Origin of the sequence: Paenibacillus marchantiophytorum, from assembly GCF_014640555.1 — a bacterium.
Classification (GTDB): Bacteria; Bacillota; Bacilli; order Paenibacillales; family NBRC-103111; genus Paenibacillus_E; species Paenibacillus_E marchantiophytorum.
The window spans coordinates 20,472-38,899 of record NZ_BMHE01000003.1; the positions used below are offsets into that span (position 1 = coordinate 20,472).

11 protein-coding genes and 2 pseudogenes are annotated in these 18,428 nt (G+C 45.7%); 4 read left to right on the forward strand and 9 right to left on the reverse strand.

The window, feature by feature from the left end:
- Nucleotides 1–41: 41 nt before the first annotated feature.
- Entirely contained in the window at nucleotides 42–2,030 is a 1,989-nt protein-coding gene (locus IEY34_RS04090) for an SH3 domain-containing protein (protein WP_189008022.1), read from the forward strand.
- A gap of 541 nt (nucleotides 2,031–2,571) precedes the next feature.
- Here the strand turns inward: IEY34_RS04090 and IEY34_RS37230 are convergent.
- The 4 genes and pseudogenes from IEY34_RS37230 to IEY34_RS04110 all read right to left on the reverse strand — a co-directional run.
- Nucleotides 2,572–2,676, reverse strand: a pseudogene (locus IEY34_RS37230) (transposase zinc-binding domain-containing protein); the annotation flags it as partial.
- 109 nt (nucleotides 2,677–2,785) lie between these two features.
- On the reverse strand, nucleotides 2,786–3,382 hold the full coding sequence (locus IEY34_RS04100) for a DUF1003 domain-containing protein (protein WP_189008025.1): 597 nt from the start codon (nucleotides 3,380–3,382) through the stop codon (nucleotides 2,786–2,788).
- 74 nt (nucleotides 3,383–3,456) lie between these two features.
- Nucleotides 3,457–3,981, reverse strand: coding sequence for a GNAT family N-acetyltransferase (locus tag IEY34_RS04105; RefSeq protein ID WP_189008028.1), 525 nt, complete (start codon nucleotides 3,979–3,981; stop codon nucleotides 3,457–3,459).
- 85 nt (nucleotides 3,982–4,066) lie between these two features.
- Nucleotides 4,067–4,885 (reverse strand): AraC family transcriptional regulator, encoded by an 819-nt coding sequence (locus IEY34_RS04110; RefSeq protein ID WP_189008031.1) that lies wholly within the window; start codon nucleotides 4,883–4,885, stop codon nucleotides 4,067–4,069.
- Nucleotides 4,886–5,067: 182 nt separating this feature from the next.
- Here IEY34_RS04110 and IEY34_RS04115 point away from each other — a divergent pair, with 182 nt between their 5' ends.
- Nucleotides 5,068–6,135 carry a Gfo/Idh/MocA family protein gene (locus tag IEY34_RS04115; protein WP_189008034.1) on the forward strand — a complete coding sequence of 356 codons (1,068 nt, stop codon included), beginning with the start codon at nucleotides 5,068–5,070 and terminating at the stop codon, nucleotides 6,133–6,135.
- Between the two features lie 66 nt (nucleotides 6,136–6,201).
- Here IEY34_RS04115 and IEY34_RS04120 read toward each other — a convergent pair whose 3' ends face one another.
- The 5 genes and pseudogenes from IEY34_RS04120 to IEY34_RS04140 form a co-directional block, all read right to left on the reverse strand.
- Nucleotides 6,202–10,647 (reverse strand): 3-keto-alpha-glucoside-1,2-lyase-like domain-containing protein, encoded by a 4,446-nt coding sequence (locus IEY34_RS04120; protein ID WP_189008036.1) that lies wholly within the window; start codon nucleotides 10,645–10,647, stop codon nucleotides 6,202–6,204.
- Between the two features lie 178 nt (nucleotides 10,648–10,825).
- Nucleotides 10,826–11,035, reverse strand: a pseudogene (locus IEY34_RS04125) (sugar-binding domain-containing protein); the annotation flags it as partial.
- A 248-nt stretch (nucleotides 11,036–11,283) separates the two neighbouring features.
- A complete protein-coding gene (locus IEY34_RS04130; RefSeq protein ID WP_189008039.1) occupies nucleotides 11,284–12,906 on the reverse strand; it encodes an extracellular solute-binding protein in 1,623 nt (540 codons plus the stop codon).
- 27 nt (nucleotides 12,907–12,933) lie between these two features.
- Entirely contained in the window at nucleotides 12,934–13,824 is an 891-nt protein-coding gene (locus IEY34_RS04135) for a carbohydrate ABC transporter permease (protein ID WP_189008042.1), read from the reverse strand.
- A 31-nt stretch (nucleotides 13,825–13,855) separates the two neighbouring features.
- Nucleotides 13,856–14,818, reverse strand: a complete 963-nt coding sequence (locus tag IEY34_RS04140; RefSeq protein ID WP_229757461.1) for an ABC transporter permease — start codon at nucleotides 14,816–14,818, stop codon at nucleotides 13,856–13,858.
- Between the two features lie 267 nt (nucleotides 14,819–15,085).
- Between IEY34_RS04140 and IEY34_RS04145 the strand changes: the two genes are divergently transcribed.
- Both IEY34_RS04145 and IEY34_RS04150 read left to right on the forward strand, forming a co-directional pair.
- On the forward strand, nucleotides 15,086–16,846 hold the full coding sequence (locus tag IEY34_RS04145) for a cache domain-containing sensor histidine kinase (protein ID WP_229757483.1): 1,761 nt from the start codon (nucleotides 15,086–15,088) through the stop codon (nucleotides 16,844–16,846).
- Nucleotides 16,824–18,425, forward strand: a complete 1,602-nt coding sequence (locus tag IEY34_RS04150) for a helix-turn-helix domain-containing protein (RefSeq protein ID WP_189008048.1) — start codon at nucleotides 16,824–16,826, stop codon at nucleotides 18,423–18,425. The genes IEY34_RS04145 and IEY34_RS04150 overlap by 23 nt, the downstream gene beginning before the upstream one ends.
- Nucleotides 18,426–18,428: the final 3 nt, after the last annotated feature.

Sequence of the window (18,428 nt, forward strand, 5' to 3'; positions counted from 1 at the left end):
ATACTAGACATTGAAAATATAGGAATGAAGGAGATGGCCTTATGTGGAAAAAAGTTTCATTCCTCGTACTGTTCGGAGTCAGCATGCAGCTCGGTCTGTTAACAGCAACAGGAATCGCCTATGAATATGCCGATACGCCAACAGAGCCGGCAGACGGCATTTTTATTCCGAAGCAGCTCACATTTATTGAAAACATGCCCTACTATGTCATCCCGAATACGCTGCGCAATCAGCCAGAAGGCACCTTCGCGCCGCAGTCGGTTGAAGTCATTGAAGCCGAGGTCCATTGGGCGTCAGGCGGCAATTGGTGGAAAATACATACGGACATCGGCGACCGTTGGATCAAAACCGCGCCATGGCAAATTGAAGTCGCTCCTCCTCAGACCCTGCGCTTAATGTCCGAAACGCCGCTATACGCACGGCCATCGGAAGCCGGAGCTCCAACCGCGGCGCTGTCGCCGCAGGAAGTCACTGTCGTCGATGCGGAGAAGACCTGGTTTCGCCAAGCTGAAGGGAATTATAATCCGAAGCGGTGGATCAAAATCCACACAACGTGGCTAGGGGATCAGTGGATTCATTTGCATTTGGATGAGATCGGGAATTTGCAGCCGCTGGATCAGCAAGTTTTCTATGCGAGTACTTATTACAATAGCAAACCGCAAATGGATTACATTTCGTATCAATTTGAGGGGTACCTGACGTCACTTTTCGTTCATCAAACAGCCCAATTCCATTCTCAACTTGGAAGCGCCTATCAATTTGAAACGAAACAAGGCTTGAAATGGGCGTTCGGACCAGGCATGCGGATTGTGCCCGAAAAGCAAACCCTCAAACGAAAGCATCAAAGTTCTTTATTCGCGTATCCAGATGCGAACGCGAAGATTACAGCAACGCTTCCTTCAGGTGATCTGAACGTAATAGAGACCACTACCAATTTGGATGCGCTATGGAACCCTGAGAACTGGTATCATGTCAAAAACGATCAAGCCGAAGGCTGGTTCAGCCAGAGTTATGCCGAACCCGAAGACACCATGGACGATACGTCTACCATCGAGCTCAAGGCGTACAGCACAGCGATCTACCGATTCCCGAATACAAGAATACCGCTGGATAATGGTCAAATCGGGGCTCAAACGATCTCCCCTCTCGCTGCTTGGACCGCACCTGACGGCACACGCTGGTTCAAAATTAACTCCTTTGTGGGCCAAGGTTGGATTCAAATGAATCCATATCAAGATCGTGTTGTACTGAAAGACCATGAGAATGACATCCAAATGCGTTCGAAAACCTCCTATCAAGGGGTATTTTATCAGAACGAATCCGGTGTATTTACGTATGGTCTTGATACGATTGGCGGTATGCAGAAGGGTGAACCGGCTTTTCGTTCAGCATTTTTGGCCAGCCTATATCACTATGAGCTATCTGGGCCTGACTCCGCGGGCTGGTGGACCTTTAAGAACGCGGACGGCTATGCGGTACAACTTAAAGCTGGCGAGTCTGCTGCCAAGACATTCTGGAACGGCAAGCTGGCTAATGTCGTGAAACTCACGGAAGCGCCGGCTACGGATTCGGATTCGAAACAAGGGGCTCCTCTTCTAAGCTTAACCCACCTTAGGATTTTGTTCGGCGTGACAACAGCCTACAATGACAAGGTTTCCTATGGAGATAGAAATGTGACGCTCAGCACCACGGAGTATGAGATTTCCGACATTGACCTGCCGGAGAAGGCAGACGTCGCAGCAAAGCTTCATCTCACGGGGCTGCTTTATGAGGACTTGTACAAGGATGAAAAGGCGATTAAACCGCAATTGCAAATCATTGTCAACAACCGTGAAACTGTTGACAACCAGTCCCCTATTCAACTGGCTCAAATACAGCACCTCTACAAATTGGGTTATCAATTCGGCTTATCGGATATTGGACTTGACGTTAAGTTGAAACCGGGGATAAATCACCTCTCCATCCAATTCAAGGCTGGGGAACGCATCCTTATGCAGCGAGATTGGGAAGTGATCGCGCCGGGAAATTAAGCCGCTGCATTAAGAAAAGCGGCTTTGCTGCCCTGAGAGATGAGTGTCTTTATAACGGTTTTCAACAATAAAGAGGGTCCTAGTTCCCTTTGGGCTTTGCAGTGACAGAGAGCGTCGGTGAAACGGAACTATGATCCGCTATATGGCGGGAACTGGGGTAAACGTAGCATGAAAGGGAACTGAGATCCGCTAATTAAGCGGAACCTGCTGATTATGAGCGAGAAATGGCGAAATAGCGGACCGTAGTTCCCTCTGGCGTGGAATATCGCGGTTTTCAGAATTATAGTGCACTGTAGTTCCCTCTGGATCCCTATCCTGACACATTTTGCTAGTTTCGTGACTTGACGTTCCCTTATCTCCGCGCGATTGCAAAGCTAAAGGATTTCATTCTGCCAAATAGTTTGTTTATACCTCCAAAGCAGCAGCAACTCGAACAAATAAGTGCGCTCACAGCTACCTTGTTCTCATCTCATCTCATCTCATCGAACCACTCCATCGGAAAATGGGGTGTCTTACAACCCAAGCCTGGAGACTGGAGTCAATCTTCCGTTTCTGCGCATGAACACCTCGTGCAGAAACGTCCCTTACACCAATAGGGCACCACCTTAAGATCGTGGCACCCTTCACATGCGAGCAGTTTAAACCCTTCCAACTAAAAACGTATACTTTCACAATACCCAAAAAGGCTGTTCGTTGATGAAACGAATCAGCCTTTTTTGGGGTTTCGACTACAAGTAATTACCGCTATCCGTACCTCATTCATCCAATTTCTTATGCTCAAGTTTAGATTCAATGGAAGCAAGAAGCTGTTTAATCTGCATCAACTCGTTGTTAAACTGTTCTTGGTTGTGCAAACTATTTTCTTCAATACGATGTAAGTGCTTTTGAATATCATCAATTTCTTGTTCTGCTTTATAATTAATGGCAAAATCGATAACCGACTCATGTTTATCTCTGGCATTTTGTCGATTTTGGCTCATCATAATGATTGGTGCTTGAAAGGCTGCGAGAAAAGATAAGCACAAGTTTAGAAGAATAAATGGAGGTTCGTCAAAGTGATAAGGCTTGATAAAAGGAAGCATATTCCATACCGTCCAAGCCAGCAGTACTGCGCCAAAGTAACCTATGAAAGTCCAGCTTCCACCGAACTTGGCAATTCTATCTGCAACACGTTCAGAAAATGTTGTATTTACCGAATACTCTTCATCCACTCGATTTAAAATACTTTTTTCGAAATCATCAACTAATCTGTCTATACGTTGCGCATTTTTTTCACTAAGCTCAATGTCAAACCCCTGAATGATAGAGGCTTCATCAAAATTGTTAGTGCTTTTTATTTTTTTATTATTCATACCTCTACTTCCATCCTTATACACAATTAGTTCGTGATTTCACCCAAAATTATTTTTAACATATTCGCAGGTTTTTATTCGAGTAAACTGCCGTTTCCTAATTCCATCTCTTTTTCCATAATAAAATCATCCATCACAAACCCATTCCCGATATCTGCAATTTGTTCCCGTACTGTCCGGAAACCTTTTCTCTCATAAATCGCAATACTCGATTCATTATCACGATTGACCGTCAGCCAAATATGGCTTAGATTGCGGTCTTTACGCAGCTGCTCCAGAAATGCCATCGCTTGGCTGGCATAGCTGCGCCCCCGGTGCTTCTTGCCGATATAAAACTTGCTCAGGAAGAGCTTCCCCTCCTCTTGTCTGGATGACATATATCCGATTGCGAAGCCATCGTGATGGATTAAGTAATATTCGTAGCCTTGATGGTAGATTTGATCCGTAATCGCTGGAACCGCTTGGAATTTACCAATCATGTATTCGATCTGCTCGATTGTAATGAGGGATACATAATATTCGCGCCATATTTCAGCCGCCAATCGAGCAACTTCTGCGATGTCTTCCTCTGTATTAACGTGTAGTAACATAATCTTCATGTTATATGCCCGCCTTTCCTAAATCTCTCGCTTGCTGCTCCCACAAATACGAGAATCTGCCATCAGACTTATTTTACCACAAGCACTATACGTTCCGGTATCGCGACCGATATTCACTAGGGCTATGGCCATATTTTGAGCGAAAGGCACGGCAGAAGTAAGGATAGCTGCGGAAACCGGAAGCTTCAGCAGCGTCCTCAAGCCGAATATCACTGTACAGGATACGGTCGCAGGCAATTGCCAAACGAACCTCAACAGCATAACGGATAGGCGGCAAGCCAAAGGCCAGCTTGAACAAATGGGAGGCGGTTGAGGAACTGACGCCATTGCGAGCTGCTAGCTCATCCAGCGTGAACGGTTCTGTCGCATGCTTTTCAATATATTGCTTGAGCTTATAGGCAATGAAATGTTCCTTGCGGCCGTCGGCGGACAATGATTTGGCAATGGACCGTTCAAGTGTCAAGCAGAGCAGCTTAGCACAGCAAATAATGATTTCTGCGTTGTTCTCATGCAAATTCCGCTTTTCATAGATGAGCCTTCGCCACAGGCTAAGCAACTCCTCATTGACCTCAATGGGAACGACATCGGGTAATGTCTGACTGGCGAGCCAATGATCTACCCATTCGCCCCCGCATACCAAATAGTAATCCGTACTATCGACATGGCTCTGTCCACCCTGCCTGTTCTCTTCGCCAATCATCAGATGATAGGTACCACCAGATTTGGAGATAGCCAGATCGCCGGGCCGAACCTGATAGGGAATTCCGTTGAGATCAACGCGGCAAACACCATTCACCTGCAACCGCAGCAGGACACCGTCCTGTCTACGCTCCAACTGGTTGCGGTGCGGCATTCGATGGTGGGCATAACCCACATGCACATAACGAAATCCATAACTTTCCATGACGTCCCCCTTCTACTTGTCAGCATAAAAAATATTGCAAGATAAGTCAATCGTTACAAGATCGGATATTCTTCTTCTTACGTATATTTATTATAATAAATGCGATATTAGCAATAACTAGAATTTGCAGAATAAGTTAACTAGCATTTGCATGTGTTACCTACTATGAGGAGGATCGAACAATGGGAGCAAAATATCGGATTGGCATCGTCGGCGCAGGCGGCATTTTCAAAGAGTCGCATTTATCGGCATGGTTGGAAAATCAAGAGATTGAAATCGTCGCCATCTGCGATGTGAATGAAGTACGCGCACACGAAATAGCGGTGCTGGCAGGAGCGCAACTCGTCTACACCGATTATAAGCAACTGCTGGCTGAGGCAAATGTGGATATCGTTGACATTTGCACGCCGAATCTGTATCACTCGGAAATTGCGATTGCCGCCTTGCAAGCGGGAATCCATGTCATTTGTGAGAAGCCGGACGCGGTCTCTCCAATCGAAGCGCAGAAAATGGCAGACGCAGCTGCCCAAAGCGGCAAGGTACTCATGACGATCCGCAACAATCGCTTTCATCCGCATGCACAATTCTTGCAGCAGTATGCTAAAGAAGGCGGCCTCGGCGAGATTTATACCGGACGTTGTGGCTGGATTCGACGAAGGGGCATCCCCGGCAAAGGCGGTTGGTTTACAACGAAAGAACTGTCAGGAGGCGGACCGTTAATTGATTTGGGTGTCCATTTTATCGATATTGCGGTGTGGGTGATGGGAAATCCGAAGCCAGTCGCAGTCAGCGGAGCTACCTACCGTAAATTTGCCGACAACGATGTTTCCGATTCCAAACATAGCAGCTTCGGAGAGGCACAATCGGACGGTACGTTCGACGTGGAGGATTTGGCTGTAGGCTTCATTCGCTTCGACAACGGAGCCACCCTGCAAATTGAGTTCAGCTGGGCTTCCAATATTGAAGAAGAGACGTACTTTGTTGAACTTCGCGGCACAAAAGCCGGCGCCAGTTACCGAAACTACGAGCTAAGCTTATTTGCGGAGAACAACGGCCAATTAATGGATATGAAACCTTCCCGTTCGAATCGGAAGCCAGTCAAGATGCATCATGCCAATATCAATCACTTCCTCGATTGCGTTGCAGGCCGATCAGAGCCGATCATTAGTCCGGAGCATGGCGTGGAAATGATTAAAATTTTGTCAGCCATTTATGAATCTGCTGCAACAGGCCGGGAAGTTCGCCTCTAGGGTTATAAATAAGAAACGGCGGAACGCATCCTCTGCGATTCCGCCGTTTGTTGTTATTGCGGCAAGTTATGGAGCTGCACTCACCACAACGTCATCAAAATAAGCTTTTAACAAATGCGTGTATACACCGATTTTCCCAGCTGTGAAAGCACTGTCTGTCGCTGTAACGATGAGCTTCCCATTTACATAAGCTTGCAGCGTATTTCCATTCACGGTGAATCGAAGCGTATGATAAGTGCCTGCGGCAAGCGATGGTATCGCCTCTGAAATCGCAAGATCGGTTAGCATTTCGTTTTGCACCTTGCTGATATAAACTCTCTTGGTATAGTTATCATAAGTCATACTGTAATAATTTTTATAGTCTACATACCTGGCTACCAACCCCATTCGGCCGCTCGTTCCCTCCATTTTCACCTTTGTCTCAACACTATAATTATTCCACAAGACTCCTGTGACTGACTTTGTTGCACCGTTGTTAGCATTATCGGATAAGTACGCTTTGGAGCCGTAGACGTCTGTCACGACGGAGAATGTTCCCCAATTACCAACGACCGTCCATCCGCTCGCGCTGCCGGACTCGAAATGATCTTCGAACAGCGTACTTTTCGTCGTTACGACAGTTTCACTGCTAGGTTCAGAGAGGCGGTTCGCCCCATCCTTGGCCTTGACGGTGTAATGATACGTCGTGGTCACATTCAAGCCTGTGTCTTTGTACGTATTGACCATTCCATTCACGATAGCGATCAACTGGCCGTCTCGATAAATCTCATAGCCGATTACCCCCGTATCATCGGTAGATTGCGCCCATGACAACGCAACTTCGGAAGACGAAAGTGCTGAAGCCGTCAAACCGGTCGGCGTGGTCGGCTCCGAGAGATCAAGCTTCACCACAACGTCATCAAAATAACCTTTAAGCATGTGCGTATAGACGCCTATCTTGCCTTTGGTGAAACTACTATCCGTCGCCATGGCAATCAGCTGCCCATTCACATAAGCTTGCAGGATATTTCCAGTTACATTGAATCCAAACGTGTGGTAAATACCTGCGGCAAGCGGTGTGATCGGAGCTGAAACCGTAAGGTCGGCTAGCTTTTCGTTTTGCACCTTGCTGATATAAACTCTCTTGGTATAGTTATCATAAGTCATACTGTAATAATTTTTATAATCCACGTACCTGGCCACTAACCCCATTCGGCCGCTCGTTCCCTCCATTTTCCCCTTGGCTTCTACACGATAATCCGCCCAATCCGAAGACCCTGCAACAGATCGAGTCCCACCGTCATTCGCATTATTCGAAAGATAAGCTTTTGTACCGCCGTCCTGTACCACGGCAAACGTTCCCCATACGGGCGTCCACCCGCTTGCGCTTCCCGTTTCAAAATTCTCCTCAAGCAGTTTGTTCGTCGTTGTACCCATCACTTCTTCACTTGCTGCAGATCGATTATTCGCAATGTCAACGGCCTTGACCCTGTAATGATAGGTCGTAGCAAAACTTAACCCTGTGTCTTTGTAGGTTGTGCTCGCATTATTTACAGTCACAATTTCAGCAATTTCTTGCCCATCCCGATAAATAATGTAAGCCCCTATACCGCCCATATCCGCAGATGGTGCCCAGTTCAACGAGATTTCAGAAGAGGAAAGTGGCGTTGTGGTCACACTCGTAGGTACCGAGGGCAGCGTTACATCGCGATTAGCAACGAGGAAGTTATCGTAAGCTGCGGAAGTTGAACTCCCTTGATCCGTCGTAGTTATTCCTACCGAACCGCTTGCCATGGTGTTATCTGATGCTGTCACCACCAATTGACCATTCATATAACCAGATAAGCTGTTCCCAACCACTTCAAACCGCAGTTTGTTCCAATTCCCCATCGGCATCGTCAGCCCGGATGCAGATTGAAGAACGACCGATTGACCGCTGCCTTTCCTCTGGATGTAAGCCTTACCTTGAAGCGCATCATAGGTAAAGCTATAATACTGATCTGGATTCACATATCTCGCAACAAGTCCAAACGTATTTGTAAGACTTGTCATCCGAACATCGGATTCAACATAGTAGTCCGTCCCATACGTCTGAGAAAGCACGGAGGTTGATGGCATAGACGACGCGTACACATGATTGCCATTGCTCTCCGACTGAATCCCAAAGCTCCCATTGACTGCCGTCCACTCTGCTGCACCTGACTCAAAACCAGTGGCATACAGGGGTTCGAACACAAGTTCAAACGTAAATCCTTTGTTGGTATCCAGGGTGAGGGACAACACTTGGCCGTTCACGGTCACAGGAATTTCCTGAAGGCGCGCCCCATTCAGCGCAATTTTAAACGCTTTATACCCACCGGTCGGTTTGTTGGTTGTTAGCGTAAATTGAGCCGTTTGCTGCTTCGCTAGTGTCGGCAGCGTGCCCTTGTGATAATCAACCAAGCCAGAAGGTAAAGTCACATACTGCTCCCCTGTAGCAGCTACATCTGTTGTGTAGGCGAGCAGCATGCGTTCACTATCTGACAGCGATTTCCCGTCTAGAGAAGAGGCGAAAAACGTCCCTTTATAGACATCGCCTGTCACCGTCGCTTGCCCCAGTGCGAATGTATGATTATTCATTGTTCCAGCTAATGCTACGGCTTTCGGCGTGTTCACCGTGTAAGTGTCCAGATTAAGATCAAACACAAGCTCCCCTGTGTCCGAAAGCAGCTTATTCTGGTTCAAGGCAGTGAGCATTTCTCCCTTTTTGTTCGCATCATCGAGCGCATTAATAAACAATTCAGCCACCTGGCGATTCGACATGGAAGACGAAATCGCTAACTTATTCGCTGCTGGCAGATTGCCGCTCGCAATCTGCTGCGAGGTCAAATCCGGTGTAATTTTGTACACAGAGAACGGTTCATTCGGTTTATCTGCATACACGGAAACGGTCTTGAATAAATGCGGAATGTACCTCAGATTCGTCAGATTGGCCTCAAGTTCTGAAGCTGCCGCCTTATCGGACGACCAAGTGCGATCCCATACGAGCACGAATTTCGGGCTAGCGGCCTGAATCGTCTCATTTCGGAATAAGAGCGCCGCTTCGGTCTCCGACACGATTGCAAGCGGATCTCCCGCAATGGAGAACTGCTCCGGAGTGCCCAGCTTCAAATTCTTATAACCATCTCCTTGATTCACACCAAACGAATAGCGATTCATCATATCCCAGCCTTGGTAAGCCCCGACTGCTCCAATGAAAATCCCGATGTCTTCCCGCCCTTTGACAGGCTGGGTATCCTGAAACTCGGTAAGCAAGAATGGTTTATTATAAGGCTGCCTCAGTGACAGACCCGGATAGTAACTCCCAAAATGGGTATCCGTCGCCCAGGACTTTGGATAATTGGCAGCTGTCGCGCTATTGAACGCCATACTTAATCGCGGAAATTTGAGTGGATTATACTCATAGCCGTCACTAATGCGAAAATCGACGAATTGATTATAGGCATGCGTTTCATACACATCCGACGCTTGATCACGCCAGTAGTTCACATTCGGACTAAAGATGTAATTTAAGCCCCCGATTGGCGCTTTAATGTGAAGCTCATCCTTCAAATAAGTTCTCATCTGATTCGAGACATGGATGGTTCTCTCGGAATAATAAGCACTAAGCTGATCCTTAATTTCCCCGGGTGCATCCCAATAATTACTGGGGAAACTCGTGAACCTCGGCTTGCTATGCTCCATCTGATACGTGTCAAAATCAGTAAGCATGTATTCGCGAAGATCTCCTGTCATCGAGCTAAAATTCATATTCAGGAGCAAGGATTCATTCCAAGGACTAACCCCGATTAGAACGGGATCATCCTGCAAGCTGAGCCCTGTATAAGGGTTTTCATGGGTTAACCACGTGGATGCAATCGCTTTCCACATATCAAGCGCTTGTGGTAGAAGTGGCAGCAAATAAGCGGATTTGGTCCCACTCGCATAGTTGCCAAGCCCGCTGATTCCATTAAAATCGTAGAGGTGAAAAATATCGATCGTAATATAAATGCCTTTGGACTTCAGCTTTGCAATCAAATACTCTAAGGAATCTAGACGATCTGTTTTCAATTGTGGCGTCGTGGATTTATTTTGGACAAAAATACCTTGGGACCACTCGGCCATGGCATCTACCGTATGAAGCCGAACCACATTATAGCCTAACCGCGCCAGGCGATCTACGGTTTTATCCACACTTTCATGCGAGTCGTAGAGCATATTCCAAGTTAAATTGGCGCCGTATAACTTCACTTTCTTTTGCGGCGCTTGCTCGAACGTGTAGTCACCGTCAGCCCCTTGTTGGATGAAGCCATATTTACCTGCTGGCGCATCATTCATGCCGGATACATCCAAAGCACTGCCGGTTACGATCATCGGCTCTGTGTCGATGGGCTTCCACACATCGGCTGCTTGAGCAGTCGGGGCATAGCCGAGAATACCGCCACTGCCGATTACAGAAACTACCGTGGTGAAAATAAGTAAGGAAGTCAATCGTTTACGAATCGCTTTGTACATCGCTACTTAGCTCCTTTAACTCCGATTTACAGATGACTCCTCCACGATCCATAGGCACAATTCTAGGCAATACGCGCCTGTGCTCTCTACTTCCATTGCGTCGTCAGACGTGGTCCCGGAACAATTGGCGCTTGCAGCGCCACCGTTCGAAGTACCACCTCGGCAGCTATCACCCCCTTTACTGCTCTGGTCTACGTGTCGAATCAACTCTGACAGCAATCACATTGGATTCCCCAATCACAATCCATTCACTTATCTCGAATGAAAAGGAAGTATATCCCCCTTGATGCTCACCGACGAAAAAGCCATTGACATAAACCTCCGCAACAGACATCACACCATCGAACTCCACAAGCAAACTTTTCCCCGTCCAATCCGCAGGAATCTCAAAGTGACGGCGTTACCAGGAAATAAACTGATAGTCCGTTTCGCTAAAATAGTGATGGGGTACGAGTTTATTCGTATGTGGTAGTTGAACCTCTTCGAAATGATTATGTCTCATAGACTTAATCCCTTTCTTTTTAAGCAGTCTTACCCCTATTAAATCGCGCTAAAAAGCATATGCAAGCGTGTGATGAAAGCTATCCACTCACGAACGTTGCATATGCCATTGTTCTTCCTTAATAGATCACAAGCTTATTTCTTGATATTCGTCGGCCAGACGAACTGGACGCCTAATGCTTTCTTTGCTTCTTGGAATTTCTTATTTTGATATTCCACCAGCTTTTGAGAACCCAGCTTTTCTTCTTGCTCAATGCCTTCTTTGTAGAGTTTCTCGACGTCTTCCGGCGCTTTGGCCAGAATCATTTTCGCTCTTGTTTTGACACGAACTTCTTCACGTTTCGCATTGATCCCAGCTTCTTCTGTGCCGCCAAGCGGAGCAATGGATTCGAAAGCAAGCATATCGTAGGTGTATTTGCTAAAATAAATATTCGCTTTTGTTTTTTCGGCCTCTTGTTCACCGTTCATCGGCAATGTGTGTTGAACGGGCACGTAGTTAATCAGCCAATCTAACGTTGAATTTCCGTATTTTAATTTCGTTTTCGCTGCATCCTCGCTTCTGGCCTTAATAAACTCATCTGATAATTTCACCTTGCCATTCGCATCGTAATCCCACGTAATGCCTTTAGGACCATAGGTCACATTCAAACTCATTTCATCGGAGGAAAGATAATGCATGAGCTTAATAATGCGATCCTGATTTTTGGCTTTGTTGCTAACCATCGTCATTGTCCAACCGGAGGCTGGAACTGGATCAATCACCGGCTGTTTGCCTTTGTCACCAAGTACCGGTCCAACGGAAACGAAGATCGCCTTCGGATCTTTGGCATATAAAGCATCCGATTTAATGCCCTTGTTTGTAAGCGCAAAGACAGCGCCATTATTCACTTTCTCGGTAAGCTGTGTCTGATTTAACGTTTGACTATCTTCTGGCAGCAGCCCTTCCCGATACAAACGATTGAGGAATTGATAAGCTTCCAATGATTCTGGTGTTCGTTCACGATCGACAAGATTACCTTGCGCATCTTCACGCGGACTACCGAAGAAGTTTGCGATTATCCAGCTTTCGAAATAAGCAGGAATCACATCGAAGCCATTATATTTCGTTTTCGAATCCTTCACTTTACGCAGAGCTGTGACCAATCCTTCTTTGGTACTGAAGTCCTCTGGTTTGATTCCAAGCTGATCCATGATATCTTTACGTGCATATAAGCCTTGGTTGCTGTAAATGGTGTCCCCAGGTTTGAACGATTCTTTGGCCCAGAAATAATTGGCATACCCGTAGAAATGGCCATCCGCATTACGGAACCAGTTCTGCATGGACTTCGCCACATTAAAGGAAGGATCGTACTTCTTAATCAGCTCATCCAGTGGAGCGACCAAGCCGGACTTCTCAAGCACACCTCGCTGCGGCACCCATTTATCCACGGTAATCATATCCGGGATATCTCCTGATGCGATAAGAGCGCTTAATTTATCATCATTACCTGAAGTAAATTCAATTGAAACACCCGTATCTTCTGTAATTTTCTTATCCAGCAGGTTATTAATCGGATCCCAATTCTTCTTATAGGACTCTTGATCAACGAACCAAGTAATCTTGATTGGGGACTTATCATCAGGTTTTGCTGAAGCTGCGGTATCCTGTGAAGCCTTGGGCGAACTCGACACCTCTGTCCCCTTATCTGCCGAACAACCTGCAAGCAAAGTTCCGAACAGTGTGGTGACAAGCCCTAAACTAACTAAACTCTTTTTCATTTGCTTTCCCCCCTTGATATTCATACATTAACCTTTCACAGAACCAATCAGCACGCCTTTTACAAAATACTTCTGCAGAAAGGGATAGATGGCGACAATTGGCGCTGTTGTGGCAACCATCATTGCAAGCTTCAACGTAGCTGAACTCACATTCTTCGCTTCTTCTGGCATAAAGCTCATCGCCTGCTGACTGAATGATTCCCCATAGGAAGCATCCGTCACCATACGCATCAGAACCAGTTGAACAGGCTCTAGGGATGATTTCGTCGTAAACATCAACGCATCCATATAAGAGTTCCAATGATACACGCCATTAAACAAAGCAATTGCTGCTAACACGGGCTTCGTCAAGGGCATGACTAATTGCAGTAAAATCCTATATTCCCCTGCCCCATCGATCTTGGCAGATTCGATAATTTGTTCAGGGATCGTTCGGAAGAAGGACATGATAATAATCATATCCCATACACTGAACAAAGTGGGAATAATATAGACCATGAAATTGTTTAGCAAGCCGATTTGCTTATACAGCAAGTATGTCGGAATCAGTCCGCCATAGAAGAACATCGTCGTTAGCATAATAACGAGATATACGTTGCGACCGCCGAGTCCTTTTCGCGACATGCCGTAGGCAACGAGCGCTGTGAATGCGATATGCGTGGTCATACCGAGCAGCGTTCTGCAAATCGTAATGAAATACGCGTGATAAATCGTCGTATCCGAGAAGACAGCTTTATAATTGGCGATCGTAAATTCCCGTGGCCATAAATATACGCCTCCTCGCAGATAGTCCAACCCATCACTTAATGAACCTACCAAAGCAAACCAGAACGGAGCCAGCGTGACGAATACAATTGCCGACATGAAGATGATATTAAAGTTGTCAAACCATTTGTCCCTACTGGAACGGATATTCATAATGTGTTCCTCCTTGCACGCAGGCATCCTGTTAGAATAAACTGTTGTCTGTCACTTTACGGGATATATAATTCGCAGCGAACAGCAGAATCAGGGCGACGACTGATTTCGCTAAACCAACCGCAGTCGAATAGGAATACCTCATTTGCCTTAGGCCTACCTTGTAGACATACGTATCGATCGTTTCACTCACATCTAGATTCAGCGGATTCTGCATGACCATAATTTGCTCAAAACCTGTGTTCAATATGGAGCTAATTGCAAATATGAGCATAATTACTACAGTCCCCATAATGGCTGGCAATGTCACATACCACATTCGTTGAAATCTACCTGCACCATCAATTTTGGCGGCATCATACATTTCCTGATCCACACCGGCAATCGCGGCGATATAGATGATCGCTCCCCAGCCAATACCTTTCAAAATTTCAGCGCTAACCATTATCATCCAGAAAAGATGCGGTTTAGCAACGAAATTAATCGGTTCATCGATGATATGCATACTCGTAAGTAAGAGATTGAGAATTCCGTTCGAAGGCGATAGCACCGTCAGAACTAATCCACCAAAAATGACCCACGAAACAAAATGAGGCAAGTAAGAAATCGTTTGCACGAAGCTCTTGAATCGTTTCTTGTTCAGCTCATTTAGAAAAAGTGCAAAGACGATGGGTGCAGGAAATCCAAGAACTAATCCCAACAGATTCATAGCCAGCGTATTCCGAAGGACATTCAAGAAATTCGGATCACTCACAAATTCCTGAAAATGCGTGAATCCTACCCACGGAGAATTCATCACACCCAAGAAAAGATCATAGTTCTTGAACGCAATCAGAATGCCATACATCGGAACATACGAGAACAGAAGCAGAAACAAAATCCCCGGCCATACCATGCTTTGCAGCGCGAACTGGCTCTTGAAGCGCAACCATCTGCCAGACGCTGATAATCGTGGCGCTCGAACACGTTGTTTCGCATTTACAGCTCCATCCACTAGACTTTCCCCCCGATTCACTGTCCCAAGTCGAGATGACTAGATGACAGCGTTCTCTTTAATTTCAACTCAACTTCTGCTATAGCAAAGCAACTTCGGAATCCTATCCTCACTATACATTTTGAAAGCGCTTATAAAAATATCACCATTTTAGTTTTGATACCTTTATTTGGTCTCTCTCCTTCCCACGAAAGGTTTATCATACCTTCTGTCGAATACCTCCCTACAACATCTTTTGGAGAAAGAAGGAGTGTGCAATTGCAGCGTATGTTTCATGCCATGAGCATCAAAAATAAAGTGACGCTTGCCTTTATTTTTTTCATTTTAATTCCCTTCAGTGTGCTTGGACTTTATACTTATAATCAGTCGCAGCAGTACATTCAAGCGCAATTGCTGATGAATTCGCAAACAACCATTAAGCAGATCAAATATACGATCGAGAATAAAATCGACCTTATTGAGAGCGTTAGCAATAATATTACCTACAACTTTCGCTTGCAGCAATTTCTAGGCGAGCCTTATTCCTTGGAGAAAGATTCTTTAGATACTTATTTCAACTACGCCGCTCCGCTTGTTAGCTACGCGATGTTATTTCAAAAAATTAATATCCAAAAGATTTCTATTTATATGAATAATAATTCCATCCCAGAAGGATTTGGTTCCTTTTACTCGGAGCAGAAAATCAAGAAAGAGACCTGGTATGATGCCTTCATGGCCTCGGATCACAAATCCCTCTGGGTGCTGAATACGAACCAAGCAGACAGAAGCAATAGTTTCCTATATATTCAAAAAATGATCTCTATTGAAGGTCAGTATCGAGGCATGACGATTGTTGATGTAAGCTCAAGCGATCTGCTTGAACCCGCTGAAAGCCCCAATCTTGCGAATCAGCCTATTTTTATATTAGATGAAAATCATAAGATCATTTCCCAGGGACGTAAGGACGCTACGGAAAATGTAGCAGATATTTCTCCTGCCCTCTTCTCGCAAGGCTATGCAAAGCAATCTGGATTTTTATATGTCACAGATACGTTAAAAGGGGTCCAACATGTCATCGTCATGGCCATACCGCTCCCACCGCTAATTGGTTCCTTGCAGGTTGCGGCTAACCTGGTTTTTATTCTTACTTATATCGTCTTATTGTTCGCTTTCTACTTCATCCTTAAAATGACGCTAAGTAAAATGAAAACAAGCATTAAACAGATGGATCTCGCCATTGAAACAGGGTTTCAGCCCATTCCTATTACACGAAAGGACGAGTTCGGTGTCATCACGGAGAAATTCAATATTTTGCTTAATAAAATATCCCATCTGTTAAGCGATATGATCAAGAAAGAAACCCTGCATAAGGATGCGCAGCTCATCGCGCTGCAATCGCAGATTAACCCGCATTTTATCTATAATACGCTGGATATTTTCAGTGCAAAAATGGAGCTGGCCGGTCAATATGACGTGTCCGATGCCATGGCCGACTTTGGTAAAATGATGCGCTATCACATCGACGGACAATCCAAATTTGCCACATTAGCGGATGAGCTTCGCTTTTTGGAACAGTATCTGAATCTGCAGAAGATTAAGTTTAGAGATAGCATTCATTTTCAGATCCACGCGCCAAGTGAGATCCTTTCTATTCAGGTGTTGAAGTTCATCCTGCAGCCGATTATCGAGAATAGTGTGAAACATGGCTTCGCTAAGCAAGACACACTCGATATTGACATTTACGTTAGCCAAGAGAAGGATTGCAGTATTCGATTACATGTAAAGGATAACGGCTCTGGCATCGAAGCTGCTCGGCTTCGAGAAATCAACGAGCAGTTCCGCACGTCCGTCTATCTCGCCAAAGGCGATCGGGATCGTGAAAGTATCGGACTGGGCAACATAAATGAACGATTGAAGTTATTTTATGGAGAGAATTATCCCTTACAGCTAAATAGTATCGAAGGTCAATTCACCGAAACGATATTGACCCTTCCAAATCCCACGAGGAAAATTAAGGAGGATGAACATGTACACCATATTAATCATTGATGACGAGGAATGGATTGGGCAAGGCGTGAAGGCTAAGCTGGAACGGGCGAATGTTGCCGGTATTCGTCTTATTGATGTCGCGATCGGTGGCCCGCAGGGGCTTGAGATGGCAACAAACTTAAGACCAAACATCATTATTACGGACATTCGTATGCCTGATATCGATGGCATTCAAGTCATTCAGGAGCTTTCGCAGGTTCTGCCACGCACGAAATTTATTATGCTGAGCGGATATGCGGATTACCCCTACGTCCGCGAAGCTTTCAAGTACGGTGCGCAGGATTACTTGTTGAAGCCAGCTGCTTCCGATGAGCTTGGCAAGCAAGTGCAGTCTGCAATTGCCCGTATTGAGAAAGACAACCTGAACGACCAACTCGCCGAAAAAAATGAAACAGTTGCAAGAGCGATGCTTGCTGCTCAATTACCCCAAGTCGTTCATGGGACAAAGCGCAGTTCTGCCTCTGCAATATCTGTTTCTGAACAGGATGTGTCTGCGGGCATGAAAGAATCGGATTCGCATCATTCGCTTGAAGCTTACTTTCTTCATCACTTGTATGCAATTTCCATACTATCTTTTGACGATGTTACCTTCAGTAAGGAGCACTTGGAAACGGTAGAGGATTGTATGGAGAACCTCATTCGAACCGATGATTTGGCTGCTGGTCTGCGCTTCCTAGCTTTTCATGATAGGCAAGGCAGTGTCTGCCTTGTGTTCAACTTCTCTAGGTCTTTGTCTTTTGATAGGATTACCAGCCTTCTTCGCAAAGCTGTGCATGTGCTGAGAAGAGGAAATGACCGAATATCTACGGCCTCAATCAGCCAATTCGGAGAGGGTTTGGATGATTTATCTCGCTTGTATAAGCAAGCGTATCATGCGATGTCAGAGAGAATTCTTCGGGAATCGTGTGATGTCCTTCAGACAGTTGAATCCCTTGGAAGGACAGAAACTTGGCTGCCTGCCAAAAAGGATGTGGAGGAACTCAAGCAAATTGTAGAGACACTGCAATTGGAACGTATCCACCTCTGGATTGACCACCATTTTAGCGATTCGCTACGAACCCAAATGTTCTTAGAACAGCTCAAAGCGATCTATGATCTAGTGCTTACAGAGATTTATCGGCATGTGCATGATCGCTTCCTGTTTGATGAAGGTGAGCAAGCAGCAGCTTTCGATTCGTTCCATTCGTTAGGCGAGCTTCGCCATTATTTAAAAAGCTACGCCACCGATACGAAGAAACTTATCACCGAGCAGTCTACTCTCAATGAAACGGTCATTACGGTAGCCGAATCCATTGTTCGTGAGCATTACAACCGCGAGCTGCAGCTAGCCGAGGTGGCTAATCGGGTATCGATGAATTATTCTTACTTCAGCAAGCTTTTTAAGGAGCGAACCGGTTTAACGTTCACAGCCTACTTAATCAAAGTCCGCATGGAAGAAGCCCAGAAGCTGCTCAAAGACCCCACCTTACGGATCAATGAGATCTCGGAAAAGGTGGGGTATGGCAATCTCTATCATTTCTCTCGTGCTTTCAAAAACTACTTTGGCGTATCGCCAAAGGAACATCGGAAAACGAAGTAACTT

Excerpts from the sequence above, each read along its gene's own strand:
- IEY34_RS04090 (WP_189008022.1), top strand. The coding sequence starts at position 42 with ATGTGGAAAAAAGTTTCATTCCTCGTACTGTTCGGAGTCAGCATGCAG.
- IEY34_RS04100 (WP_189008025.1), bottom strand. The coding sequence starts at position 3,382 with ATGAATAATAAAAAAATAAAAAGCACTAACAATTTTGATGAAGCCTCT.
- IEY34_RS04105 (WP_189008028.1), bottom strand. The coding sequence starts at position 3,981 with ATGAAGATTATGTTACTACACGTTAATACAGAGGAAGACATCGCAGAA.
- IEY34_RS04110 (WP_189008031.1), bottom strand. The coding sequence starts at position 4,885 with ATGGAAAGTTATGGATTTCGTTATGTGCATGTGGGTTATGCCCACCAT.
- IEY34_RS04115 (WP_189008034.1), top strand. The coding sequence starts at position 5,068 with ATGGGAGCAAAATATCGGATTGGCATCGTCGGCGCAGGCGGCATTTTC.
- IEY34_RS04120 (WP_189008036.1), bottom strand. The coding sequence starts at position 10,647 with ATGTACAAAGCGATTCGTAAACGATTGACTTCCTTACTTATTTTCACC.
- IEY34_RS04130 (WP_189008039.1), bottom strand. The coding sequence starts at position 12,906 with ATGAAAAAGAGTTTAGTTAGTTTAGGGCTTGTCACCACACTGTTCGGA.
- IEY34_RS04135 (WP_189008042.1), bottom strand. The coding sequence starts at position 13,824 with ATGAATATCCGTTCCAGTAGGGACAAATGGTTTGACAACTTTAATATC.
- IEY34_RS04145 (WP_229757483.1), top strand. The coding sequence starts at position 15,086 with ATGTTTCATGCCATGAGCATCAAAAATAAAGTGACGCTTGCCTTTATT.
- IEY34_RS04150 (WP_189008048.1), top strand. The coding sequence starts at position 16,824 with ATGTACACCATATTAATCATTGATGACGAGGAATGGATTGGGCAAGGC.